This is a genomic window from Pseudoalteromonas sp., from assembly GCF_041629635.1.
GTDB lineage: Bacteria > Pseudomonadota > Gammaproteobacteria > Enterobacterales > Alteromonadaceae > Pseudoalteromonas.
In genome coordinates, this window is sequence record NZ_JBFKMX010000023.1 from 1 (window position 1) to 24973 (window position 24973).

A 24973-nucleotide genomic window follows, 5' to 3' on the forward strand; every position below is an offset into this window, starting at 1 on the left:
AAGATTATTGGTATCGACTTAGGCACAACAAACTCATGTGTTGCAGTATTAGACGGCGATAAGCCACGCGTAATTGAAAACGCAGAAGGCGATCGTACAACCCCATCAATCATCGCATATACAGATGAAGGTGAAACGCTTGTAGGTCAACCTGCAAAGCGTCAGGCAGTTACAAACCCAACTAACACATTATTCGCAATCAAGCGTTTAATCGGTCGTCGTTTTGAAGACGAAGAAGTACAACGTGATATCGACATCATGCCATTCAAAATTGTTAAAGCTGACAATGGTGATGCATGGGTTGAAGCAAAAGGCGAAAAGCGTGCTGCACCGCAGATCTCTGCTGAAGTTCTTAAGAAAATGAAGAAAACAGCTGAAGATTTCTTAGGTGAAGAAGTAACAGGTGCTGTAATTACTGTTCCTGCATACTTTAACGATTCTCAGCGTCAAGCAACTAAAGATGCTGGTCGTATCGCGGGTCTTGATGTTAAACGTATTATCAACGAACCAACTGCTGCAGCACTTGCATACGGTATGGATAAAAAGCAAGGCGACAATGTAGTTGCCGTTTACGACTTAGGTGGTGGTACATTCGATATCTCTATCATCGAAATCGATGAAGTAGAAGGTGAGCACACGTTTGAAGTACTTGCTACAAATGGTGACACGCACTTAGGTGGTGAAGATTTCGATAACCGTGTTATTAACTACCTAGTTGAAGAATTTAAGAAAGATCAAGGTATCAACTTAAAGACTGATCCACTTGCAATGCAGCGTGTTAAAGAAGCCGCTGAAAAAGCAAAAATTGAACTTTCAAGTGCACAACAAACAGAAGTTAACCTTCCGTATGTAACAGCTGATGCAACTGGTCCTAAGCACATGAACGTTAAACTAACACGTGCTAAGTTAGAATCACTGGTTGAAGATTTAGTAACACAATCACTTGAGCCACTTAAAAAAGCTCTAGCTGATGCTGATCTTTCAGTAAGTGACGTAAATGATGTAATTCTAGTGGGTGGTCAAACACGTATGCCACTAGTACAAAAAGCAGTTACTGACTTCTTTGGTAAAGAGCCACGCAAAGACGTAAACCCTGATGAAGCAGTAGCTATGGGTGCTGCAGTTCAAGGTGGTGTTTTAGCGGGTGAAGTTAAAGACGTACTGCTACTTGACGTAATCCCACTTTCTCTAGGTATTGAGACAATGGGTCAGGTAATGACTGCGCTAATCGAGAAAAACACAACGATTCCAACTAAGAAATCACAAGTATTCTCAACTGCTGAAGATAACCAAAGTGCGGTAACAATTCATGTACTTCAAGGTGAGCGTAAGCAATCAAGTGCTAACAAATCACTTGGTCAGTTCAACCTAGAAGGTATCCGCCCTGCACAGCGCGGTGTACCACAAATCGAAGTAACATTCGATGTTGATGCTGATGGTATCTTACACGTATCTGCGAAAGATAAAGACACGGGTAAAGAGCAGAAGATCACAATCCAAGCGTCTTCAGGTCTAAGCGACGATGAAATCGAAGCAATGGTTCGTGATGCAGAAGCAAATGCTGAAGAAGACAAGAAGTTTGAAGAGTTAGTGCAAGCACGTAACCAAGCTGATGCAATGGTTCACGGTACTCGTAAGCAAATTGAAGAAGCAGGTGATGCTCTTCCAGCTGACGACAAAGCAGCGATTGAAGCAGCACTTTCAGAGCTAGAAACAGCAGTTAAAGGCGATGATAAAGCGGAAATCGAAGCTAAGACACAAGCATTAATTGAAAAGTCTCAAAAACTAATGGAAATCGCGCAAGCGAATGCACAAGCACAACAAGCAGGTGCTGATGCTGGCCAACAGCAAGCTAAGCAAGATGACGATGTTGTTGATGCTGAGTTTGAAGAAGTAAAAGACGATAAAAAGTAATTTACTTTAACTAGGGCGCGCGGGTTTCGACTCAGACGCGCCCTTAGTGTATCTAAAGGTTTTATGAAATTGAGGCTAAAGACCCCGGTCGGGGCAATGCAAATGCAGTTAGCCAGTAAACGGGGAAAGCAGTAATTATGTCAAAACGCGATTATTATGAAGTATTAGGCGTCGCTAAGGACGCTAGCGATCGTGATATTAAAAAGGCATACAAACGCCTTGCAATGAAGTATCACCCAGACCGTACCGCAGGCGATAAAGACTTAGAAGCTAAGTTTAAAGAAGTTAAAGAAGCCTATGAAATTCTAGGTGATAGTCAAAAACGCCAGACTTATGACCAATTTGGTCACGCAGCCTTTGAACAAGGTGGTGGTGGCGGTCACGGTGGCTTTGGCGGTGGCGCAGACTTTGGTGATATTTTCGGCGATGTTTTTGGCGATATTTTTGGTGGCGGTGGTGGCCGACGTCAATCACGTCAACAACGTGGTGCTGACTTACGTTACAACTTAGATCTGAGCCTTGAAGAAGCTGTTCGCGGTAAAGACGTCGAAATTAAAGTACCTACTTGGGTAGCATGTGAGCCGTGTGATGGTTCTGGTGCGAAAAAAGGTTCTAAACCACAAACATGTGGGACTTGTAACGGTCATGGCCAAGTTCAAATGCGCCAAGGCTTCTTCGCTGTACAGCAAACGTGCCCAACGTGTAGTGGGCGTGGCCAAATTATTTCTGATCCATGTAATAAGTGTCACGGTCAAGGACGTGTTGAAAAAACGAAAACATTATCCGTTAAAATTCCAGCTGGGGTTGATACAGGAGACCGTATTCGTTTAGCCGGTGAAGGCGAAGCAGGTCAGCATGGCGCACCTGCAGGTGATTTATATGTACAAGTGTCAGTACGTGAGCACCCAATTTTTGTCCGTGATGGCAGCAATCTTTATTGTGAAGTACCACTTAGCTTTACCACGGCAGCTCTTGGCGGTGAAATTGAAGTACCGACACTTGATGGCCGCGCTAAACTAAAAATTCCATCAGAGTGTCAAACAGATAAAATGTTCCGCATGCGTGGAAAAGGCGTTAAATCTGTACGCGGTGGTGCTGTTGGTGATCTTATCTGTAAGGTGATTATTGAAACACCTGTCAACCTCAATGATCGTCAAAAAGAATTATTACGTGAATTAGATGAAAGTATGGGTGGTAATAGCTCGCGCCATCGTCCAAAAGAGCAAGGCTTTTTTGATGGTGTTAAAAAGTTTTTTGATGATTTAACTAAGTAATTCAGAACATTAAAAAAGAGCTCAAATTGAGCTCTTTTTTTTAACTAATATTCTTTATCAATTAGTTTTTAACTAAGTCGCCAACTTCAAAAGAGGTTTGCCAAGTTTTGCGATACTTCGCTAACGTCTTTCCGCTTTGAATACTAATTAGAGCCTGATGTTGAGGGTTCTTGAATGTTACGCGTTTGCTGTCATTTTGCACAAACTCATTTGCTTGCCAATCTGCTCCTAAACAACTCGTTACTTTTTCGATTGCCCAATTAAATGATTCATGACTTTGTGATTCGTCATCGTATTGCTCTGAACATTTATAAGCCATTCTATTAGAATTAAATCCAATTATTTGGCAGCTATTACCAAGTAGGTGGTATTTTGGTGTCCAGACATCACTAAAATTATTTTGCACACGAGTTGCTTTTAAAGGCTCAAAGCCATTTGCAAAACTGTCAACTAGCCCTTGAATTTTTTCACAAGGTGTTAAATTGTCCACATACGCATTTTGCTCAGGGGATAGCGTTGAACCACACCCAGTAATTGCAATTAGAAGCGTTGCAGCAGAGATTTTACGTAACATAACTTTATCCCTAAAAATTTGTTTCAGCATAACGATTGTTTAATAAAAAATCCATTACATAGCTATTTAAAATATGGAATTTTAAGTGATTTTGGCATTTTCGTTGAATTAGGAGCTGTGTCTATTCCTATCGACAGTGTTTCTCTCTTTAACAAAATCTAAATCTACAACTACACTTTAATCAAAGTTACTGCACAAATGAACGATATACACTTAATTTTCGTATACGTGCATAAAACTTAAATAATTATAATTTGGATAACTTTATGAACTACCCTTGGATCGATAAAACAAACAGGATCTTCTCAATTGTGTTAATGGGGCAATTTGCCCTTACGTTACTCATTTCTTTTTTTACGCACACTTGGATGGAAGGAGTTGTTTTTGGTCTATTGATTATGGGCTTGCCGCTTTTTCTCATTAGCACAGCACCATTTGCCAAGGTAACTCGTCACTCAGTTGCTATTGCTGTTCAATTATTTGCGGCACTGCATATTCAGCAAACGATGGGGCTTACAGAAATTCATTTTGAAATCTTTGTGATGTTAGCTTTCTTAAGTTGCTACAGAGATTGGCAAGTTATTTTAACAAGTGTATTGGTTGTTGCTGTGCATCACATTCTGTTTTACATAGTCCAAACACAAAGTGCAGCTTTATATGTATTCGAAGAGGGACACATACATTTTTACATACTTGTAATACATGCATTATTTGCGGTGACTGAAGGCGCGGTATTAATGTATGTAGCCAAACATGCGCATAAAGAATCCGTTAATGGATTTGATTTATCATCGTCTGTACATCAGATAATGAGAGAAAATGGCACCTTCGACTTATCAAATTTTTACAATAGCCAGCATGAAGATACAGACTTCAATAAATTAATGACGTCTTTTGCACAATTTATAAAACAAACAAAAGAGGTGAGCGAAGCAGTTCTAGAACGGTCTCAGTTAGTGGCTTCATTGAGCAGCGATGTTGAAAATGCGACTGAAGAAAATGTTAGCCAGATTAATCTTATAGCGACTGCAACAGAAGAGTTAACGGTTGCTAATGCTAATGTTGCATCGCAAGCCAGTGAGGCTAATGACAGTGCTTCAGACGCTTTTACACGTACTGATAAAACGAAACAGATCATAGATCATTCAGCAAGAAATATTGAAAATTTAAAAGGAGAGTTATCAGCTACTTCGCAAACCATTGGTGAGTTAGCATTAAAGTGTAATAAAATTGAAGAGGTTATGAACGCTATTAAGTCAATATCAGATCAAACGAACCTACTTGCACTGAATGCCGCCATTGAGTCCGCTCGTGCAGGTGAACATGGCCGCGGGTTTGCTGTTGTCGCCGATGAAGTAAGGCAATTAGCGATGAAAACACGACAAAATGCCGAGCAAATATCCGAAATTACTGCGTCGTTAATTAATGAAGCGTCATCATCAGTTGATCAAATGGATAAATGTTTAATTCGCGCTGAAGACACTGTTAGCCAAGCAAAAGAAGCATCGAATATGATGATGGGAGTTGTCGATAATATTGAAAGCATGGTAAATAATATGGCGTCAGTTGCAAGTGCGGCAAGCGAGCAAGCTACCGTGTCGGCAAGTATCTCAGAGTCCACTCAAACACTTTCCCATAACTCAGAGCAACTCAAATTGAATAGTAATGAATCAACTAAACGTTTCCAAGAAGTGAAGTATGATATCGAGAGTCTTAACAGAGAGTTGTCACGATTTGATTTATAAACCTCATTGCCTTGTTTTGTGTATCTGGACGGCACTACTTTTGATTGGTCTGCTATTTTTATCAACTAAACAAGTCACATCGTTTGATCATCAGGGAGAGTTAAGTAGACTTGCGATGGACACTGGCTTTGATGTTGATTTTGTCAATCAAGTTTTTGAGGAGCTAGGTGATGTTTCCGGTGCAGTAATTCATTTTGGAACTGAAGATTGTTTTTGTCTCAAAGTGGCTGAGGAACATGTAAATTCGATTAAATTACTCGCAACAAAAATGGATTACAAAAATTATAATATTCAATTAGACAAGCAGTTAAAATTAAAATTACCATCTGTCCCAGCGGTTGCTGTGATTAATAAACAAAGCTCACTTAGCTATTTAGGTCCTTATTCTACAGGAATGTTTTGCGCTGAGGGGAAGGGTCTAGTGGAACCGTATTTATTAAATAGCAGCACCAAGCAAAATTTTTTTGGTGCTGCTATTATAACTGATGCAAAAGGTTGCTATTGCAATTTAAGTTAATGTTTATTTGTGACGATTTTTAAGTACTGTGATTACTTCACTAATATCTAAGTTTTGGCGTTGTAATAGTACAAGTAAATGATAAAGCAGATCAGCTGATTCATTGAGTAGCTCTTCGTTGTCATTTTTCATTGCAGCAAGGGCTACTTCAACACCTTCTTCCCCCACTTTCTGACAGCTTCTGCTGAGCTCTTTGGTAAATAAACTCGCAGTATAGCTTTCATTTGGATCATAATGCTTACGTTTAGCGATAACCTTATTTAAAGTGCCTAAAAAAGCTAAATCAGATGATGCTTCAGCAAAACAACTTTGTGTTCCTAAATGGCATGTCGGGCCTTTTGGATTTGCTAACATTAGTAAAGAGTCGTGATCACAGTCAGTGTGAACAGAAACCAACTCAAGATAATTTTCAGAGCTTTCACCTTTAGTCCATAAGCGTTGTTTTGAACGGCTGTAAAAAGTAACTTTACCAATCTCAAGGCTGGTTTGTACTGCTTCAGCATTACAAAATCCTTGCATTAAAATCTGACCCGTATGTGCATCCTGTACAATTGCAGGAATTAAATCACTTTTGCTAAAATCCAGCGCTGAAATATTGGTTAAATCTATCTTCATAGTCTTACTGCTATTTCCTGTTTATTTAATTCGGATTTAAGTGCGCTAATATCTATTAGGCCTTTGTGAAAAACAGATGCTGCAAGTGCACCGTCAACATTGCTGAGTGTAAATACATCTACAAAGTCTTGAGTTTTGCCAGCACCACCAGAGGCAATAAGTGGTACATCACATAGCGCACGTATTTTACTCAGTTGGGCATTGTCATATCCATTGCGAACACCATCCTGGTTCATACAATTAAGAACAATCTCACCAGCACCTAAATCTTGCACACGTTTTACCCACTCTTCAGTTTTATAACGTGTTTGACTCGCTGCATTTGGGTCGCCTGTTAATTGATATACTAAATATTGATCAGTTTCTTTATCATAAAAGCTATCAATGCCAACTACGACGCATTGTTTTCCAAACTCATCATGAAGCTCCTTGATGAGTTCTGGTCGTGCGATAGCTGGGCTGTTTATACTAATTTTGTCTGCACCCATTTCGAGTACCTTAGCTGCATCAGCTACAGATTTAATGCCGCCTGCAACACAAAATGGAATATTAATATAACGAGCAATTTGCTCAACCCAAGCTACATCTAATAAACGTTTTTCGACACTTGCGGTAATTTCATAGAAAACTAATTCATCTGCACCTGCTTTTGAATAGGCCTCTGCAAGTTGCAAAATATCACCGACAATTTCATGTTCTTTGAATTTTACACCTTTAACCACCTGGTTATTTTTAACATCAAGGCAGGGGATTATGCGTTTTGATAACATGAAACCGCCTCCTCAGCTGTAAAGGCATTATCTAGTAAAGATTTACCTAAAATTACACCACCTACACCTAATGCCTTAAGTTGCTTAATATCTTCAAGGGAGCTTACGCCACCAGACGCTTGCACGCGAATGTCGTCAAATTTTGCAAGAATATCTTGGTATAAGGCAAAAGAAGGGCCTGTCATTGTACCGTCTTTACTAATATCAGTGCATAAGAAGTCTTTTACACCCAATGCTCTATAAAATTCGATAAATTCGAACAAGTCATAGGGGGATTTTTCTAGCCAACCATGGGTTGCAGGGCGCCATGTATCTCCATCTTTGTTGACATCTAAAGCAATGACAAATTTAGTAGCGCCAAACTTTTCTATCCAGCTCTTTACTTGGCTCTTGTTCGTCACTGCCTTCGAGCCAATCACAACTTGATGTACGCCGGCGTTCAGCCATGTGGATATGTCGGACTCGCTTCGAATGCCGCCGCCGATTTGAAAGGGTAGTTTGAGCGCGTTTGATGCTTCTTGAATGAACTGCCATTGCTTTTTATCCGGATCTCTTGCGCCTTCTAAATCCACGATGTGAATGCGTTCAGCGCCTGAATTAGCATACTCAGTTAAACGAGTTTTAAAGTCGAAATCGTAAAACTGTGCGGTGTCATACTTGCCTTGGTATAGTCTAACAATTCGATTTTGTAAAATATCTAATGCGGGAATAATCATCATTGTTCCTATAATGCTAAAAAGTTTTTAAGCAAGCGCTCGCCTACATCAGCGGACTTTTCAGGGTGAAATTGCATGCCTATAAAATTGTCTTTTGCGATTATGGCCGAAAATTCGGTACCATAGTCACTTGTTGCCAAAGTATATTGGTTTGGCTGATGAGCAAAGCTGTGAACATAATAAACTTGATCTTTTGCATCAATGCCATTCAAAATAGGGTGGCTAGATTTTAAATTTAAATTATTCCACCCCATATGTGGCAAGGTTAAATTTTCACTTTTAAGCGCGCATAGCTTTCCTGAAATAAGCCCAAGAGTTGTAACATTTCCTTCCTCTGTTTCATCACACATTAATTGCATACCTAAACAGATACCAAGAAGTGGTTTGTTATAGTTTTTAATTGCGTCTTGCCAGTTATTATCAATTAAGCGTTTCATCGCAACTGATGCGTGACCCACGCCAGGTAACACTGCTCGTGGAAAATTATTAAGTTTTTCAGGTTCAGTGATTATTTCAACCTGAGCGCCTAAACGTTCAAAGGCAAAACGCACAGAGTTAATATTTGCACAACCGGTATTAATTATTGCAATCATAAACACCCCTTTGAGCTGGCTGTGGTTTGCGAAGTATCTTTTGCGATGGCCATTCTAAGCGCACGTGAAAACGCTTTGAACAAGCCTTCAACTTGGTGATGGCAATTACCCTCAGAGACACTCAAAATTAAGCTGATTGCCGCGTTGTCAGTGAGACTTTTGAAAAAGTGTTCCACCATTTGAACATCCATATCGCCCACTTTTTCTCGGCTAAAATTAGCATTTAACACAAAAGAGGCTCGGCCTGATAAATCAATTTGCGCTTCTGCTTTACACTCATCCATAGGTAATGAAAAACCATAGCGACCAATTTGTGCTTTAGCACCTAGCGCTTGTTTAAGGGCTTGACCCAGTGCAATGCCGACATCTTCAACAAGGTGGTGTTCATCAATATGTAAATCACCTTTGGCATTTACAGAAAGGCCAATATTGCTGTGGGTACGAATTTGATCAAGCATGTGATCAAAGAAACCCAGCCCAGTCATTATTTCACCTTGTTTTTCAGAATCAAGGTTTAACCTTACAGATATTTGAGTTTCGTTAGTGTTACGAATTACTTCACCAGTGCGATTTTGCGTCGTTAATTTAGTAACAATTTCAGGCCAATTGCCAGTATATAAAATACCTTCACAACATAGGTTTTCAGCAAGTTGAATATCGGTTTGACGATCGCCTATGACATAAGAATTGGCTAAATCTACTTTACCAGAGCGCATTAACTGTTTTAGTAACCCAGTCTTTGGTTTGCGACATGCGCAGTTTTCGTCATCAAAATGCGGACAGATTAGTACGTCGTCAAATGTAATGTTTGATGATGTAAACACTTGCATCATTTTGCTATGAGGCGCATCAAAATCAGCTTGTGGAAAGCTGTCTGTTCCAAGCCCATCTTGATTTGATACCATAACTAAACGGTAGCCTGCAGCTTGTAATTGTAATAGGGCAGGAATAACACCTGGTTCAAAGACCAACTTTTCTAACGTGTCTAATTGTTTATCAATGGCAGGTTCTTCAACTAACGTGCCATCACGATCAATAAATAAGTAAGGAACTGCCATAAATTATCCGTTTATTTCCATTAGCCAATTGAATACAACATTAAGTTCTTGTTCTGAACCGATACTAATACGTAACCAGTCATCTTCCCCATAAAGCGTAAAGGGTCGCATAATTAAACCGCTTGCCATAGCTTTAGTTATATAACACTTATCACTTAATTTGATGGTGACAAAGTTAGCAAAACTCGGAAGTATCTTTACTACTTTGATACATTGTTTAAGTGTACTTATCAGCGTTTCACGATTGTTATTTAAAATCGTAACTTGGCGTTTCATACTATTAATATTGCAAGGTGACAGTGCTTGTTCTGCAATAGATGCAACAACAGTTGAAACAGGATAGGGCGCAAGTACTTTTCGCATTGTATTAATCAGTGTTTGATTACTTAAAACAAAGCCAGTGCGAAGCCCTGCAAGCGCAAACGCTTTTGATAAAGTGCGTAATACGACAACATTCTGATGCGATTTGATTAGTTGCGCCGCGGTAAGCTCATCACAAAATTCTATATAGGCTTCATCAACAACTACAATTGCTTTATCTTTAAATGCATAAGCAATTTCTTCAATACGCTTAAGTGGGACAACACTGCCTGTTGGGTTATTTGGATTGCAAATAAACACTAGTTTGGCGTTTAGCGCTTTCTCAACTAATTCAGTCGTTGAGGCTTCTAGCAAATCACTCTGCGTTAGATTGATAAGCGTAACATTAGCGCTTTCAGCAGTTACTTTATACATACCATAGGTAGGAATAAATTGAGCAATAGCATCAACACCGCTTCGGCAAAATGTGCTAACTAGAAGTTCAATTCCCTCGTCTGCACCGCGTGTCATCAATACATTGCTTGGCGCTAAATCAGCGTAGCTCGCATATGCTGATATTACAGCCTCAGGTTGTGGATCAGGGTAGCGATTGAGATTTGTTAAATTTAATTCAAACTCATTGGTAAAAGGACTTTCGTTAGCATTTAACCACGTAGACCCACTAAGCTTTTCACTTTTAGCAGAGCTATAAGCTGTTAATGAAGCAATATAGTCAGGTGCGAAATTATCACTCATTAACTTAACTCCTCTAGTCGTACTTTAACTGCGTTTGCGTGAGCAACTAAACCTTCGGCATCTGCCAGAGGTAAAATACTTTTTGAAAGTTCACTTAATCCTTTTTGCGAAATAGTCTGAACTGTATAAGTTCTAAAAAAATCCATTAAATTAAGTGCTGAATAAACTTGGCTGTAACCATAAGTAGGCAAAACATGGTTAGTGCCCGATGCATAATCACCCGCTGATTCAGGGGTATAATCGCCAACGAAAATTGAGCCAACATTGAAAAACTTATCAACAATATCATTAGCGTCACGAGTCTGAACTATCAGGTGTTCTGGGCCATATTGGTTAGATACTTCAATTGCTTGCTCAATGTCTTTAACGAGAATAAAAGGCGAATTTAATAATGCTTTTTCAGCGATATTTCGTCTTGATAACCCTTGCAGCTGTTTTTCAACTTCTATCTTTGTTGCATTAATTAATGTTTCACTATCGCTAAGTAAAACTACTTGTGAATCTTCACCGTGCTCTGCTTGAGATAATAGATCAGCTGCTATAAACCTTGGATTTGCGCCGCAATCTGCGATTACTAATACCTCTGAAGGACCTGCAGGCATATCAATCGCAACACCATTAGCTTGTTGCGCGACGAGTTGTTTAGCCATAGTCACATAACTATTACCAGGGCCAAAAATTTTATTTACTTTAGGAACTGACTGCGTTCCAAAAGCCATTGCAGCAATTACACCAGCACCGCCAGACTTTACTAATGTAGTTACACCGCAGAGTTTTGCTGCGTAAAGAATAGCAGGGTTAATTTGCTCATCACCCTTTACTGGTGTTGCAAGCACGATTGTTTGTGCACCACTTAATTTAGCCAGAGCACCTTGCATTAACACAGATGATGGCAATGGTGCAGTACCGCCAGGTACATAAATACCAACCGCATTAATTGCTTGGTAACGAAGCTCACACACCACACCAGGCTGTGTTTCTATCACTTTTCGCTGTGGTAACTGCGCTTTATGGAACGTAGTTATATTATTAAATGCAATATTGATGGCTGTTTTAAGCTCTGTGCTCAATAGCGCTTCTGAATTTTGTATTTCAGTATTTGATACAATCAGTTCATCAGCATAATTATTATCAAATTCTTGATTGTATTGTAAAAGCGCTGTGTCACCATTTGCTTTTACATTATCAATAATTAATTGAACACGAGACTGTAATTGGTCTGACGCTTGTTGGGCAGGCCTTGAAAGCAGCAAGTCTTGTGCTGCTTTTGATAATTGAGACCAAGTTTCCACCGATTACTCCATCATTTTTTCGATTGGCATCACAAGAATAGAGCTTGCGCCTTTCTCTTTTAGCGCTTCCATTGTTTCCCAGAATAATGTTTCGCTAGAAACCATGTGCAGCGCTACTAAATCATCAGTACCAGCTAGTGAAAGCACTGTTGGCTTGCCAGTACCTGGAAGCAATTCACATATTTCATCAAGACGTGATTTAGGAGCGTGTAGCATGATGTATTTACTTTCTTTCGCTTGACGAACCGCTTTTAAGCGAGGCAGTAATGTGTCGAGAAGCGCCTGTTTTTGTTGGCTATCCATATTGGGGTTTTGAATCAAACACGCATTTGATTCTAAAATTGTTTCGCCTTGTAATAAGCCATTTGCTTCTAAAGTTGCGCCGGTAGATACAAGATCACAGATTGCATCAGCAAGACCAGCACGAGGTGCCACCTCGACAGAGCCCGATAATAATACTGTAGATGCATTAATACCTTGTGATTTTAGAAACTGCTTTAAAATTTCAGGATAAGTAGTAGCAATTTTTTTGCCTTCAAACCAACTAAGTGGCTGTTGACCCAATTCTTGAGGCCATGCTAATGCTAATCTACAATAACCAAAATCAAGTTTAGCTAGCTTAGTGACGTTTGCATTTAGGTTTTGTGCTTTACGTTCAGCTTGGCTTTCAACTAACACGTTTTCACCTACGATCCCTAAGTCACAGACACCGTCCATAACAAGCCCTGGTATGTCATCATCACGAACTCGCAATACATCAATAGGCATATTGGTTGCGTGGGCAATTAAACGTTGTTCTCTTAAATTAAGTTTTACGCCAAGTTGTTTTAATAACTCTTGGCAGTCTTTAGAAAGACGCCCTGATTTTTGAATAGCGATACGAAGACGGTTGTTATCACTCATTTTTCTCATTCCCAATTAAATTTGTTTCAATAATTTTGTTTTGTTTAGGGCTAAAACAAAAACAGCCCGAGGATGTCCCCGGGCTGTTATGTAAAAATGTGTTAGCCAGAGGACGTATTTTCGGAATAGCCCTCCAGCGAAATACCTGAAAGCTACTCCGTTGTATGATGGTGATGAATAGTGTTCAGTGTATTAAGCATTTGTATACCTATAAGTTGAAATTTAAAGCGTAGTTAACGGCTTAGTTATATATAGAAAAACATTCTTTTAGTGTTTTTGCAATTAAAAAACCGTGAAATTTATGAATATTATATTACAAAAAATAAAAACACATAAAAACAAAGCATTAAAAAATTAAATTTTAACTGAAGTAAAGTTGTATAGGCCTGTATATACAAGTTAAATTGCCGTAAAGTGAGCTTTCTCACAATATTTTTGCTGTGTCATGTGTAATTGGGGGTTTACCTTGAAAAGCTTGTTGTTAGCTAAAAAATAATTACGATTAATGAACTGATATAAGATAAAAAATATCAAAATTCTAGTTTAGAAATCTAATAGAATACCAATTAGATATTAATAAATGTTGACTCATATATTGAATCTTTGATGTTGAAAAGTGCAATGAGTATTGAATGTTCTGACTCTAATATGTGATTAAAATTATTAGAACAAGAATAAATAATACTTGAGTCTCACCAATATAAAAGTGGGACTGCTTAAAGTTAACTATAGATAAGCCGATAGTTAGATATTATAAAGGAGTGTGTTATGGATATTTTAACCCCTTTTTTGCCACGTATTAATTTTGTACAACCAGTTGATAAGTCGACATTGTTTGTGGCAGGCGTATGTGATAACAAAACAACAAAGGTACGTCTAAAGAAAAATGAAACAACGCTTTACGACTTAAAAGAAAATAAAGAAGAGCAACAGTCAGATACACAAGATGATGATGAAAGTGGAGATCATATCGATACTTGGGTTTAGCTAAGCTTAACTCAGCCATTTATTAAATAGATTTGCTATTTTTTATAGCGTAAGTACTTATTTTTTTTTAAATGTTAGTAATATAAAATAAACTCGAGTTATTTATCTATGAGAGATAACATCAGCTTATAGCTACATTACCTCCAATCAAAATTTTATAAATGCTTTATATAACATTAATTTGAAGCGTAGTTGTGGACGACTCTGGTAAATTTGTTGTTTATAAATCGTATCGAAATAAAAATGTGTTATGAAGTGAAAAGAACACATCATACAATAATAAATAACATGATGAACCTTAATGCTTTTTTTTGAAGAAGTTATAATTTTGCATTAATTTATGATGAAAAAATTATGTATCTAGAGGGATATAACAAATTCTGAGCACCTGGTATTCAGAGTTAGCAATTTTGAAAGTTATTAGTCTCGTTGTAGTGTTTTTAAATAACTTAAAGTAAATATTCGGAAAGTATCATATGCAAACTGATAGGTGTTAGTAAGGGGGAGGGCTTACTCAATTTTTTAAGGAGAATGTCTGCAATTAATAGGATACTCCATTAGGTAGTTATGAAACCAATTAGTGATTACAGACCTAACTAAATGTCTAAACGCGGTATTTAAGATTTCGTGCAGCAGACTAGCCATTTAGACTAATGTTTCAAGCTCTCTTTATATAGTGATTAAGCCATTTTCATCCAGATGTTTCTATTAAAGGATACTAAATACACTTCGAACAATAAATCGACAGTGTTGTGGTAATTCTAATGAGCGTGTGAGTCTTGAGTGTAGTGTTGCATTTGAGTCTAACTGGAATATCAGGCTTTTTGGTGACGACGTCTATGGCCTGCGCTTTTTTTACATTATTTGTTTTATTGTAGGAGCAAAGATAGTTTATATAAATTAAAATTATATTGGGTAATATTTTTACTCAACTAGCATTCGGCCTGAACATAGGATATTTATTTACTCGTAAAAATGTTAGAAATCTGAAGTTGAGTTCATAATACGTTCATATCGTACAATATACTATTGTTTTACTTTAAAGTGACCCTCTGCTTTATTGTTTTATCCCGAGTAATTATGATGTTACATAAAACAAAACCCGCTGGGCTAGCGGGTTTTTTATCTATATTGTTATTGAGGATTATCTAAATTACCAACGTTTTTACTTATTTACCATCATTACAGTACCCCTATTTTAAAAAGTGATTCATTTTGATTTGGAGAGATAAAATAATGCGCAAGTTTCGATTAACTAGTTATCACACTTAGTTGCTATAGACCCAATATGAGCACTGAATGCTTAAATTTAAATAAGTGTATAGCCTGTGAACTTTTGTATGTGTGTCTCTATACATTCAAGATTCTGATCTCGCCAATTTATAAGAAATTAAATAAAAAGATTACAACCTTTTTGAACGTAAATACGACTAATCTTTTAATCAATTAAAAGTTTGGTATTATCAAATGGATTTAGCCTATTTTTTAGCTAATTACACATTGTTATTGAGCTTACTACTTTCACCTGTAGCAAGTTTGGTGATTTGCTTTTTAGCAACACAACTACTCGTTAAGCCAGAGCAACAGGCACTTTAAACAAATAATTTTATAACAGATCATTAAAATACTAACTTAAAATCAATTTTTTTATATTTTTTGCTTAAAAAATGACAAATACGTATTGCCAAGCCTGAAAAAATGCATAACTATAGGCTCTGCAAAGGCAAAATAATAAAGATAGGAATCTATAATGAACAAAGCACAATTAGTTGAAAAGATCGCTGCAGACGCAGAAATTTCTAAAGCAGCAGCAGCTCGCGCGCTAGACGCATTCACTGGTGCAGTGTCTACATCATTAAAAGACGGTAACTCTGTAGCACTAGTTGGTTTCGGTACTTTTTCTGTAAAAGCTCGTGCAGCACGTACAGGTCGTAACCCACAAACAGGTGAAGAAATTCAAATCGCTGCTGCTAATATCCCTACTTTTAAAGCAGGTAAAGGTCTTAAAGACAGCGTTAACTAATTTGTAAAGTTATCATCCCAATAACTTTTAAAAAGGAGCTTATAGCTCCTTTTTTATTGTTTATAGAATGGCGCTTTCCTATTTTGGACGTAACGCTTTATCTCCTCGACTTAAACCAACAGCACCAGAGCGCACAACTTCTATAACTTCGGTTTCATTTTTTAATGTATCAATAAATGACGCAATTTTATCAACTGCCCCAACAAGTTGCAGTGTGTAAGTGGTTTTACCCATATCGAGTATCGATGCACCAAATATATCGACTACACGCGTAACAGCTGCACGGTTTTTCTCTTCGTGAGCCATTACTTTAACAAGCAAAAGTTCACGTTCAATGTGACTAGTGTCACTTAAATCAATAACTTTATGAACATCTACAAGTTTGTTTACTTGTTTTGTTATTTGTTCAAGGATTCGGTCGTTACCTGTTGTAGTAATAGTAATACGAGATAAGGAATCATCATCTGTCGGGCCAACAGTTAAACTATCTATGTTATAGGCTCGTTGAGAGAATAAACCAACAATCCGTGACAACGCTCCAGGCTCATTTTCTAGCAGGATACTTAAAATATGACGCATTATGCTTTCACTCCTTTTTTAAGCCACATTTCATCAATAGAACCATGACGAATTTGCATTGGGTAAACATGTTCGGTTTCATCAACGTTGATATCAATAAATACAAGTCGGTCTTTATAAAAGAACGCTTCGTTTAATTTTTCTTCTAGTTCTGACGGGTGGTCAATGCGAATACCCATATGGCCATAGCTTTCAGCTAATTTAACAAAATCAGGCAGTGACTCCATGTAAGAGCATGAATGACGGCCTGCGTAAATCATATCTTGCCATTGGCGAACCATACCCAAAGAGCGGTTATTTAAAGAAACAATTTTAACTGGCAGACCATATTGCATACAGGTGGAGAGTTCTTGAATATTCATTTGAATAGACCCATCACCTGTTACACAGACTGATTCCTTCTCAGGAAAAGCTAATTTAACACCCATAGCAGCAGGGAAACCAAAGCCCATAGTGCCAAGGCCACCTGAATTGATCCATTGGCGAGGTTTATCAAAAGGATAATATTGCGCTGCAAACATCTGGTGCTGACCTACGTCAGAACTAATGTAAGCTTCACCATTTGTTACTTTATATAAGGCTTGTATTGCCGCCTGTGGTTTAATTTTCTTAGAGTCAGTGTCATAACTTAAGCAGCGTTGTTCACGCCAGTTGTTAATTTGACGCCACCAATCTTCTTGTGATGCGCGGTCAATTTGGATATCACTTTTAGATATTGCCGTGAGTAATTGGTCAAAAACAGTTGCTAAATCACCCACAACAGGTATATGGCAATGAATTGTTTTGGATATTGAAGTTGGATCAACATCAACTTGAACAATCGTTGCGTTAGGGCAGAACTTTTTAACATTATTTGTTACACGATCATCAAATCGTGCTCCTAATGCAAGGATAACGTCTGCATTTGCCATTGCTTTGTTAGCTTCTAAATTACCGTGCATGCCGAGCATACCAATAAAATTAGGGTGTGTGCCGGGAATACCACCTAAACCCATTAATGTGTTGGTACAAGGGGCATTTAATGTTTCAACTAACGTTGTTAGTTGTTCTGATGTATCTGATAAAACAACACCGCCACCAGAATAGATAACTAAGCGTTTTGCGTTTAAAATTGCATTAGCTGCTTTTTTAATTTGTTTAGGATGCCCCTTGGTGTTCGGGCTATAAGAGCGCATTGATACATCGTCAGGCATTACATAATCAAAGGCTAGCGCTGGGTTAAGGATATCTTTTGGTAACTCAACTACAACCGGACCTGGGCGACCAGATGCAGCTAAATAAAACGCTTTTGCTAAAGTTTCAGGAATTTTTTCAGCATCGCGGCAGTTAAAGCTGTGTTTTACGATTGGGCGAGAGCAGCCTACAATATCAGTCTCTTGGAATGCATCGTCACCAATTAAATTGGTTGGTACTTGACCCGATAGTACGACCATTGGAATTGAATCCATATACGCTGTTGCAATTCCCGTTACGCAGTTAGTAGCGCCAGGGCCTGATGTTGCAAGTACAACACCTACATCACCCGTTGCACGTGCGTAACCATCAGCCATGTGTGTTGCAGCTTGTTCATGACGCACCAGAATATGATCAAGCTCATTTTCGGCAAAAAGTGCATCATAAATATCGAGAACACTGCCACCTGGGTAGCCAAAAATATATTTAACCTTAAGGGCTTTTAACGCTTGTACAACAAGCTCAGCACCTGACATTTTATTACTGTCCATCCTCATTCCTCTGTGCAGTAGATAAAAAAAACCCCCGCTTTATTGCGGGGGTTTGTTAAATTTAATGTGACAAAATTAACTAATAACTCCCCGCTGGCGACTTAACTAAGACCAGGACGAAGACAGTTAGAAGTAGAAATAATGTCATTTAAATTTGCTCTAAAAAATTATAAACGTATTTGTATTATTTTTGTTAAACATTGTCAACGCTTAACACCTTAAAAAGCATAATTTATTTTAAAATAATCAAAATGCAAGTTGTTTATGTTTGTTGAATAGCTTTATTTAGGATTCACCGAATTAAAAATGCCTTAAATTGAGATTGTATGCAAAATGGTGTGTGAGCAATGTGAATAAAAAAAGGCCACTAGGGCCTTTATACTAAAGAAATTAAAATAATTATTTATTTGGTTTCTTCTTTTTTTGCTTTTAATTTTGCAGCATGGTCAATTTCATATGCTGGCATTTCTGATTTGCCATCAAGTAAGTAATTATCCATCCAGCGCATTAAACGTAAACTGTAATCATATTTTGCAGCCATACGCTTATTGCCATGACCTTCACCTGGGTAGTAAATTAGGCGAACATCTTTACCTTGCACTTTCATATAGCGGTAAAGTTCCATTGATTGTGCAGGGTGAACACGCGGATCATCTTTACCATGCATAATTAATAATGGTGTTTTAGACTGACCAGCCCAGTAAATTGGTGAGCGCTCTAAATACCATTGCCACTTATCCCAAGGATACGAACGTGCATGAACTAAATGCATTTCATTTGAAATATCGGTTGTACCAAATTTTGATAATTGGTTAGTTACACCTACAAACATAACTGATGTTGCAAAGTGTTCAGTTAGTTTTGTAGCAGCCCATGCAGATGCATAACCACCATATGAACCACCGGTAATACCAACGCGTTTGTTATCAACTAAACCTCTATCAACAAGGTGCTGTTTAAAGCGCACAAGATCGTTAAACTCTTCACCTGCATAGTCATTTTGACCAAGTTTAGAGTAATCTACACCTTTACCAGTTGAACCACGGTAATTAGGATAAAGAACGGCATATCCTCGAGCTGCTGCCACTTGACCAGGACGAGAATAATTAGTTACCCAACCATCTTTGTCATGACTCTCTGGACCACCATGTACTGACATAATTAATGGGTAACGAGTACCTTCTTGGTAATCTAATGGATAAACAAGTACACCATCTAAACGTGTACCATCTTCCGCATTAAAGGTGATAGTTTCTTGTTTAGCTAAACGTTTGGCACTTAACCAAGCATTTGAGTTAGACACACGAATATCTTTTTTGCCACGTAGTATAAATGCTTCAGATGGATGTTTACGTGAGTGACCTGCAAAGGCAACTGTCTTATCTGAGTCTGAAATCGATAAACGACCAGCAATTAATTTGCCACGTTTAAGTGTCGTTTTATACTTTGTTGACCCTGGTTTAATTTTGGCAATAAAACTTTCAGTATCAATTTGCGCTACAAAATTCAAAGTGTCTGACTTATTAGACCATTCGAAATCACTCACATGACCTTCGAAATTTGGTAGCCAATTTTCAATTTTGCCTGTTTTGGTATTCGCTAAATATAAACGACCTGTCGCTGGATCGTGTTTGTCTTCAGCACCTAGAATAGCAACAAACTCACCGCTTGGTGAAAACTCAGCGTCACCTAATTTACCTTCTGTTGCAAATGACATAACAGTTTTTTGCTGTGCTAAATCATAAACATGCCATGTAGATTTCATATACTTATCGTCGATAAGTGCAGAAGGCTGTGTTTTAACAAGTAACTGTTGCGCATCGCTAGACCAATTAACATCACTTACGTAAGTGTTTAGTGCAATTCCATCTAAAGTTAAAGCGTCATCAGTTACTGCTAAATCAGTGATCATTAACTCTGAATTAGTAAGGCCAAGTTCATAGGTTTCAGCTTTAAAACCGAGTTCTTTTAACTTTTTATCAGATTTTGGTTTGGCAGGCTTTGCAATAATTGCAATTTTCTTATTATCAGGGCTTAAATCATATGAAGAAATTGAAGTGCCTTTAAGCGCGATAACTTTCTGCCATTGACCACCATCAACAGGAATACGGTAAAGTGATTTGAACTTGTCTTCTTTGAATTTTGCTAAGAAATAAACAAATTTACCATCGGCTGAATACTCTAGACTTGAAATATTTACTTTACCTGTGATGAAAGGGCGTTCATTGCCTTTAGCATCAGTTAAGAAAAGTTCAGAGTAATTAAAACCATCTTTTTCAACATAAATTTCACGTGGCACTGAACGGGTGAATGCAACAGTATCACCATTTGGGCTAATTACTGTTTGTCCTACAGATTGAATTTTAGTTAAATCTTCGAGTGTGAGTGTGTCATTAGCAATTGCTGCAGTTGCAGCCATGCTTAATGCAACAGTTAAAGCTGTTTTTATTAGTTTCATTGTGTCCTCGTTTACTGATTGTCAGCGAGAGTAGTCTAAAATGGCAGATTTAAAAGGCAAGAAAATGCGATAAAAAAAGGTGACTTACGTCACCTTTTTAAATTAAAGCGCTTCGATAACCGCTTGTGTGAAATCAGTTGTACCATGGCTACCACCTAAATCACGGGTAGTACGATCACCTGTTTTGATAACATGTGCGATAGCATTTCTGATTCGCTCAGCTTTATCAGCTTCACCTAAATATTCAAGCATCTGGATAGACGCTAAAATTACTGAAGTTGGGTTTGCTAAATTTTTACCAGCAATATCAGGTGCGCTGCCGTGTACAGCTTCAAAAATTGCCGCATCTTTACCAATGTTAGCACCTGGCGCCATACCTAAACCGCCTACAAGGCCTGCACATAAGTCAGAAAGAATGTCACCAAATAGGTTAGTTGTAACCATTACATCGAATTCTTCAGGATTCATAACTAGCTTCATGCATGTTGCATCAACAATCATTTCAGCAGATTCAATTTCAGGGTAACGCTCAGCTACTTCACGTGCTACTTTAAGGAAAAGACCTGACGTTGATTTAAGAATGTTGGCTTTGTGAACAGCTGTTACTTTTTTACGGCCCTCACGCTTAGCAAGTTCGTATGCAAAAGTGACAATTTTTTCAGCACCTTCACGCGTGATTTTAGACATCGCTTCAGCTTCTGTCCCATCCTCAGATACAACTTGACCTAAACCTGAATACATACCTTGTGTATTTTCACGAATAGTAATGATATCTATATTATCATAACGTGCTTTCGTGCCCTCAAATGACTTTACTGGACGGACATTGGCATACAGATTAAACTTTTTACGTAATGTTACGTTAATAGAAGTAAAACCTTCACCAACTGGGGTTGTTAGTGGGCCTTTTAATGTAATTTTATTTCGCTCGATTGCATCAAGTGTAGCTTGTGGTAGCAATTCACCTGTTTTTTCTAACGCAGTAAGACCTGCATCAACAAATTCGTATTCGAAATCGCAACCAACTGCATTTAGGATCTCGAGCGCTGAATCAATGATGCTTGGGCCGATACCATCGCCTTTAATAACCGTAATGGTTTGCTTAGACATTAAATTTTCCTTTAACTGAATAATGATATCCGGATGGATAACACTGTACGTGAGATTGTTTCGAACGAATATGACATAAGTATTAACTGAGTAGTTATCTATGTCTTTTCGTATTTTTATTCAACGGCTATTTATAGCAATTTTTAGTATAATAATCTATAAAAGCCAATTAAATGACGCGATATGATGCTAAAAAAGTGGGTTCACAGGACTAAAGTCTAATAATTTGGTTAAATATTTATCTAAATTTTCTATGCCAAGTTTCTGTTGCGCAAAAATGAGTTGTTGTTTTTCATATGATGACAGTTGAGTAAGCTGTTTACCGAGGTAGACGCAATTAAACAATACTAAATGTAGAAAACAAGCACTGTGGATTGGCGAAGCAATTGATAAATTAAATTGTGGTTGGGTCAATTCATAAAAAGGATTGCTTTTTATTTGTTGTGGAAGATCCATGCTGTGAAGATTATAAAAGTTAACAGTTGTGGTTAGGTGCTGGATAGCTTGGTTAGGCAAAGGTGTGTTTAAAGGTAAAATTACACCATGTGGATAGACTTTAAAAATAAATGCAATGAATTTTAAGGCATAGTTAATCACTTTTTGGCAAGGGAAATGAATATCAGCGCCCTTATAGCTTTCAATGAAACACACTAACAGCTCAACTCGAGATGAAACAGATTGCCAGTTTGGTTTTCCAAGTGAATGTAAACGTTGAAGTAATTGCTGGTTTTCGAGTAAATCAGGTAGTTGCTCTACACCAAGTAAAGCGATAGCGTGACGTAAGTCAGAGATTTTTTTATTTGAAAAGCGATTTGTTAAATTCAAAATTAACATTTGAGCATTCGGGTTTTTATTCAGCTCATTTATTAATTTCCCAACGCTTTGATATGCAGCTTCTTTTATTAATAATAAATCTTCTCTTGTAAAGTATTCATTAATAAATGGCGGACTAGCGACTGCATGAAGATCAGGTAAATTATCCCACAAATAATTAAATTCATTTTTTGTATTGCCATACTGAAATTGATGATGCAATACTTTCAATGAGCTGTTTAATTCTAAATATGTATTTTCTACTTCGTTGTAACAAAGTAACTTATTATCTGTTATAAGACCTAAAACCAAAACAATATTATCGTCATGCTTTATTCTCTCGCCTGGAAGTGGCGTTTTAAAAATTTTCCCTAATAAACTTAGTAACGATTTTTCATATTGATGAGTCAGTTTTAAATACACTTTAGAAATACTGCTTCTTAAGCTTCTTCGTCGAGATGCAGCTGAATGAGTCATCTGCTTAGCAACAATAAAGCTTAGCTTCACGATGCTATAACTTTGAGTATAGGTTGCCCTTTTCTTGACTAAATTTATCAGTTCCGCTTGTATTAAAGGGAGTTTTGATATGTGTGATTTTAAAAACGCATAACATTGAATAAAGCGTATTTGAAAGGTTTTACGCTGTTTTAGGGTTAAAGGCTTTCCCAAACCTGCACAATTAATTTCGTTTCTTACAGTTATAATTTGTACAATAGCACTTTGCAATAATTGAACACATGCTATTCGATTAAGTCCTGCCAGCTTGGCTAACAAACATATGATAATACATTGTTTTCGTAATAAATTAATGGCGTAGTCGAAATTGCTATCATAGTGAGAGAGGTCAGCTATCATCAAGTGTTGATTTTGGTTAAACACTTCTTCGAATTGAGTCGCTGATTTTACGAGTATTGGATAGGCAAGATGCCACTGACTTTTTGTAGTATATAGTTGAAATAGTTTTTCAAAATTTCGACAGCTTTCTTTTAGTTGTTCTGATGATGTCACTCACGTTCCCATTTCAAAAATATTAATTCACTTTATCATACGCAATTTCTGCGCCAGGTCCCCAGGCAACCAATTGTTCGTTTTTAAAGAACATTCCTGTGCACTCATCTTTAGTTGTTATACCGTCAGAATGCTCGTGTTGCGTACGGTAATAAATTATCTGAAAAACATCATCGCCGGATCGTTTTGCAAAAGTAAGGTCTGGAGAACCTAAATTATTGAAAACTTGATCTAAAAATACTGGTTTATCAACTTTAAGTTTGTTCAAATAACGCTTATTAAATGATTCTCGGTCCTGCCAGTACATGCCTTGAGGGTCATCTTTGTAAAATGTAATAATTAATCCAGCGGCTATTGCGTATATGCCAAGCCCTAGGATAATGTATTTTAGTATTTTATTATTCATATTGGAAACTCGTTAAACGTAACGCTTTTAAACTAAAGCCAAGATTAATATCTTGACGCAGAGTGACTAACAGCTTAGCACGGATATAATCATCATAATTGTCGTTTAACTTGTTCAAAACACGTTTCAACTCAACTGGAGGTGTTTCGCAATTAAGTGCATTTTCAACACTTTCGAACTGGGTAAGAAGATTAATTGCCCCCTGTTTTCCAATGCCAGACACACCGGGTATATCATTCGTTTTATCACCACTCAAGGCCCAAAAATCAATAAGCTGTAGGTGTGTCAAAGAAAATTTACTCATAACATCACGAGATGACATAAACACACTTTTGAAGTAGTCATAAACAGCAATATGCTCGTTTAACAGAGGTAAAAAACCTTTATCTGTCGACACTATAGTACTTTTAATCTTATTACAGGACGCTTTTGAAGCTAAGGTAGAGATTACATCATCTGCTTCATCGTGTTGGGGAACATACACAGATATGCCTAAATCTGAAAATGCTTTATATAGTTGAGGTAAAGCATTAGCTAATTCACAGGGCATAGGTTTACGTGATTGTTTGTATAGCGGGTAATAATGAAAGCGCCAGCTTTTTTCACCATCAAAAACAGCAATACTATGTGTGGCTTTACTCTGTTTTAATAGCTTTCGAACAGCGTTTTGTACGCGTGAAAAGGTATTTTTAATTGCAAGAGATTTGTCGTTACCGGACTGTTGACTATCAACAGCATAAATTCTTCGAATTAAATTTAAAGCATCAATTAAAAGTAGGTGAGTAGTCATGAGTACCCTAGGACTTAAATATCGCGCAAAGTCGCTATTCGTATTAGA

23 protein-coding genes are annotated in these 24973 nt (G+C 37.6%); 7 read left to right on the forward strand and 16 right to left on the reverse strand.

Annotated features, from left to right (window positions below; translation table 11 throughout):
• Both dnaK and dnaJ read left to right on the forward strand, forming a co-directional pair.
• On the forward strand, positions 1–1914 hold a 1914-nt coding region (gene dnaK, locus ABYD77_RS05415; RefSeq protein WP_372767758.1), incomplete at its 5' end, for a molecular chaperone DnaK.
• A gap of 137 nt (positions 1915–2051) precedes the next feature.
• Positions 2052–3188 carry a molecular chaperone DnaJ gene (dnaJ, locus tag ABYD77_RS05420; protein ID WP_372767760.1) on the forward strand — a complete coding sequence of 379 codons (1137 nt, stop codon included), beginning with the start codon at positions 2052–2054 and terminating at the stop codon, positions 3186–3188.
• A gap of 61 nt (positions 3189–3249) precedes the next feature.
• Here dnaJ and ABYD77_RS05425 read toward each other — a convergent pair whose 3' ends face one another.
• A complete protein-coding gene (locus ABYD77_RS05425; protein WP_372767762.1) occupies positions 3250–3762 on the reverse strand; it encodes a hypothetical protein in 513 nt (170 codons plus the stop codon).
• A 266-nt stretch (positions 3763–4028) separates the two neighbouring features.
• Here ABYD77_RS05425 and ABYD77_RS05430 point away from each other — a divergent pair, with 266 nt between their 5' ends.
• Positions 4029–5507 carry a methyl-accepting chemotaxis protein gene (locus tag ABYD77_RS05430; protein ID WP_372767764.1) on the forward strand — a complete coding sequence of 493 codons (1479 nt, stop codon included), beginning with the start codon at positions 4029–4031 and terminating at the stop codon, positions 5505–5507.
• Positions 5508–5547: 40 nt separating this feature from the next.
• The gene (locus ABYD77_RS05435) at positions 5548–6024 is read left to right on the forward strand and encodes a DUF6436 domain-containing protein (RefSeq protein WP_372767766.1); all 477 of its coding nucleotides are present in this window, start codon (positions 5548–5550) and stop codon (positions 6022–6024) included.
• Between the two features lie 3 nt (positions 6025–6027).
• Here the strand turns inward: ABYD77_RS05435 and hisIE are convergent, their stop codons facing one another.
• From hisIE to hisG, 8 genes are read right to left on the reverse strand one after another with little or no spacing between them, the layout of a single operon-like run.
• Entirely contained in the window at positions 6028–6639 is a 612-nt protein-coding gene (gene hisIE / locus ABYD77_RS05440; RefSeq protein WP_372767768.1) for a bifunctional phosphoribosyl-AMP cyclohydrolase/phosphoribosyl-ATP diphosphatase HisIE, read from the reverse strand.
• Positions 6636–7409: an imidazole glycerol phosphate synthase subunit HisF gene (gene hisF / locus ABYD77_RS05445; protein WP_372767770.1), complete on the reverse strand. Its 774-nt coding sequence runs from the start codon at positions 7407–7409 to the stop codon at positions 6636–6638. The genes hisIE and hisF overlap by 4 nt, the downstream gene beginning before the upstream one ends.
• Positions 7391–8125 (reverse strand): 1-(5-phosphoribosyl)-5-[(5-phosphoribosylamino)methylideneamino]imidazole-4-carboxamide isomerase, encoded by a 735-nt coding sequence (gene hisA / locus ABYD77_RS05450; protein WP_372767772.1) that lies wholly within the window; start codon positions 8123–8125, stop codon positions 7391–7393. Before hisA ends, hisF begins: the two co-directional genes overlap by 19 nt.
• An 8-nt stretch (positions 8126–8133) precedes the next feature.
• Positions 8134–8718 (reverse strand): imidazole glycerol phosphate synthase subunit HisH, encoded by a 585-nt coding sequence (gene hisH / locus ABYD77_RS05455; RefSeq protein ID WP_372767774.1) that lies wholly within the window; start codon positions 8716–8718, stop codon positions 8134–8136.
• Positions 8715–9776 carry a bifunctional histidinol-phosphatase/imidazoleglycerol-phosphate dehydratase HisB gene (hisB, locus tag ABYD77_RS05460; RefSeq protein WP_372767776.1) on the reverse strand — a complete coding sequence of 354 codons (1062 nt, stop codon included), beginning with the start codon at positions 9774–9776 and terminating at the stop codon, positions 8715–8717. Before hisB ends, hisH begins: the two co-directional genes overlap by 4 nt.
• A gap of 3 nt (positions 9777–9779) precedes the next feature.
• Positions 9780–10832 carry a histidinol-phosphate transaminase gene (hisC, locus tag ABYD77_RS05465; RefSeq protein WP_372767777.1) on the reverse strand — a complete coding sequence of 351 codons (1053 nt, stop codon included), beginning with the start codon at positions 10830–10832 and terminating at the stop codon, positions 9780–9782.
• On the reverse strand, positions 10832–12124 hold the full coding sequence (hisD, locus tag ABYD77_RS05470; RefSeq protein WP_372767779.1) for a histidinol dehydrogenase: 1293 nt from the start codon (positions 12122–12124) through the stop codon (positions 10832–10834). The genes hisC and hisD overlap by 1 nt, the downstream gene beginning before the upstream one ends.
• A gap of 3 nt (positions 12125–12127) precedes the next feature.
• On the reverse strand, positions 12128–13027 hold the full coding sequence (gene hisG / locus ABYD77_RS05475) for an ATP phosphoribosyltransferase (protein ID WP_372767781.1): 900 nt from the start codon (positions 13025–13027) through the stop codon (positions 12128–12130).
• 768 nt (positions 13028–13795) lie between these two features.
• On the opposite strand from hisG, the gene ABYD77_RS05480 reads away from it, so the two are divergent.
• The 3 genes from ABYD77_RS05480 (at position 13796) to ABYD77_RS05490 (ending at position 16037) form a co-directional block, all read left to right on the forward strand.
• Positions 13796–14014, forward strand: coding sequence for a hypothetical protein (locus ABYD77_RS05480; protein ID WP_372767783.1), 219 nt, complete (start codon positions 13796–13798; stop codon positions 14012–14014).
• 1467 nt (positions 14015–15481) lie between these two features.
• The gene (locus ABYD77_RS05485) at positions 15482–15610 is read left to right on the forward strand and encodes a hypothetical protein (RefSeq protein WP_372767785.1); all 129 of its coding nucleotides are present in this window, start codon (positions 15482–15484) and stop codon (positions 15608–15610) included.
• 154 nt (positions 15611–15764) lie between these two features.
• Positions 15765–16037 (forward strand): HU family DNA-binding protein, encoded by a 273-nt coding sequence (locus tag ABYD77_RS05490; RefSeq protein ID WP_010559147.1) that lies wholly within the window; start codon positions 15765–15767, stop codon positions 16035–16037.
• Between the two features lie 78 nt (positions 16038–16115).
• Here ABYD77_RS05490 and ilvN read toward each other — a convergent pair whose 3' ends face one another.
• From ilvN to xni, 7 genes are all read right to left on the reverse strand, one after another.
• Entirely contained in the window at positions 16116–16616 is a 501-nt protein-coding gene (gene ilvN, locus ABYD77_RS05495; RefSeq protein ID WP_372767787.1) for an acetolactate synthase small subunit, read from the reverse strand.
• Entirely contained in the window at positions 16616–18340 is a 1725-nt protein-coding gene (locus ABYD77_RS05500) for an acetolactate synthase 3 large subunit (protein WP_372767789.1), read from the reverse strand. Before ABYD77_RS05500 ends, ilvN begins: the two co-directional genes overlap by 1 nt.
• 403 nt (positions 18341–18743) lie before the next feature.
• Entirely contained in the window at positions 18744–20798 is a 2055-nt protein-coding gene (locus tag ABYD77_RS05505; RefSeq protein WP_372767791.1) for a prolyl oligopeptidase family serine peptidase, read from the reverse strand.
• Positions 20799–20900: 102 nt separating this feature from the next.
• Positions 20901–21908, reverse strand: coding sequence for an isocitrate dehydrogenase (locus tag ABYD77_RS05510; RefSeq protein WP_372767793.1), 1008 nt, complete (start codon positions 21906–21908; stop codon positions 20901–20903).
• Positions 21909–22097: 189 nt separating this feature from the next.
• Positions 22098–23729 carry a hypothetical protein gene (locus ABYD77_RS05515; protein WP_372767795.1) on the reverse strand — a complete coding sequence of 544 codons (1632 nt, stop codon included), beginning with the start codon at positions 23727–23729 and terminating at the stop codon, positions 22098–22100.
• A 22-nt stretch (positions 23730–23751) separates the two neighbouring features.
• Entirely contained in the window at positions 23752–24135 is a 384-nt protein-coding gene (locus tag ABYD77_RS05520) for a DUF3192 domain-containing protein (protein WP_372767797.1), read from the reverse strand.
• A complete protein-coding gene (gene xni / locus ABYD77_RS05525; protein WP_372767799.1) occupies positions 24128–24925 on the reverse strand; it encodes a flap endonuclease Xni in 798 nt (265 codons plus the stop codon). The genes ABYD77_RS05520 and xni overlap by 8 nt, the downstream gene beginning before the upstream one ends.
• Positions 24926–24973 lie beyond the last annotated feature (48 nt).

Bases quoted from the DNA above. Each gene is read 5' to 3' on its own strand.
- ABYD77_RS05430 (WP_372767764.1), top strand. From the start codon at position 4,029: ATGAACTACCCTTGGATCGATAAAACAAACAGGATCTTCTCAATTGTG.
- hisF (WP_372767770.1), bottom strand. From the start codon at position 7,409: ATGTTATCAAAACGCATAATCCCCTGCCTTGATGTTAAAAATAACCAG.
- hisA (WP_372767772.1), bottom strand. From the start codon at position 8,125: ATGATTATTCCCGCATTAGATATTTTACAAAATCGAATTGTTAGACTA.
- hisB (WP_372767776.1), bottom strand. From the start codon at position 9,776: ATGGCAGTTCCTTACTTATTTATTGATCGTGATGGCACGTTAGTTGAA.
- hisH (WP_372767774.1), bottom strand. From the start codon at position 8,718: ATGATTGCAATAATTAATACCGGTTGTGCAAATATTAACTCTGTGCGT.
- hisIE (WP_372767768.1), bottom strand. From the start codon at position 6,639: ATGAAGATAGATTTAACCAATATTTCAGCGCTGGATTTTAGCAAAAGT.
- ABYD77_RS05510 (WP_372767793.1), bottom strand. From the start codon at position 21,908: ATGTCTAAGCAAACCATTACGGTTATTAAAGGCGATGGTATCGGCCCA.
- xni (WP_372767799.1), bottom strand. From the start codon at position 24,925: ATGACTACTCACCTACTTTTAATTGATGCTTTAAATTTAATTCGAAGA.
- ABYD77_RS05505 (WP_372767791.1), bottom strand. From the start codon at position 20,798: ATGAAACTAATAAAAACAGCTTTAACTGTTGCATTAAGCATGGCTGCA.
- hisC (WP_372767777.1), bottom strand. From the start codon at position 10,832: ATGAGTGATAATTTCGCACCTGACTATATTGCTTCATTAACAGCTTAT.
- ABYD77_RS05425 (WP_372767762.1), bottom strand. From the start codon at position 3,762: ATGTTACGTAAAATCTCTGCTGCAACGCTTCTAATTGCAATTACTGGG.
- ABYD77_RS05480 (WP_372767783.1), top strand. From the start codon at position 13,796: ATGGATATTTTAACCCCTTTTTTGCCACGTATTAATTTTGTACAACCA.
- ABYD77_RS05485 (WP_372767785.1), top strand. From the start codon at position 15,482: ATGGATTTAGCCTATTTTTTAGCTAATTACACATTGTTATTGAGCTTA.
- ABYD77_RS05490 (WP_010559147.1), top strand. From the start codon at position 15,765: ATGAACAAAGCACAATTAGTTGAAAAGATCGCTGCAGACGCAGAAATT.
- ilvN (WP_372767787.1), bottom strand. From the start codon at position 16,616: ATGCGTCATATTTTAAGTATCCTGCTAGAAAATGAGCCTGGAGCGTTG.
- ABYD77_RS05520 (WP_372767797.1), bottom strand. From the start codon at position 24,135: ATGAATAATAAAATACTAAAATACATTATCCTAGGGCTTGGCATATAC.
- ABYD77_RS05500 (WP_372767789.1), bottom strand. From the start codon at position 18,340: ATGGACAGTAATAAAATGTCAGGTGCTGAGCTTGTTGTACAAGCGTTA.
- hisG (WP_372767781.1), bottom strand. From the start codon at position 13,027: ATGAGTGATAACAACCGTCTTCGTATCGCTATTCAAAAATCAGGGCGT.
- dnaJ (WP_372767760.1), top strand. From the start codon at position 2,052: ATGTCAAAACGCGATTATTATGAAGTATTAGGCGTCGCTAAGGACGCT.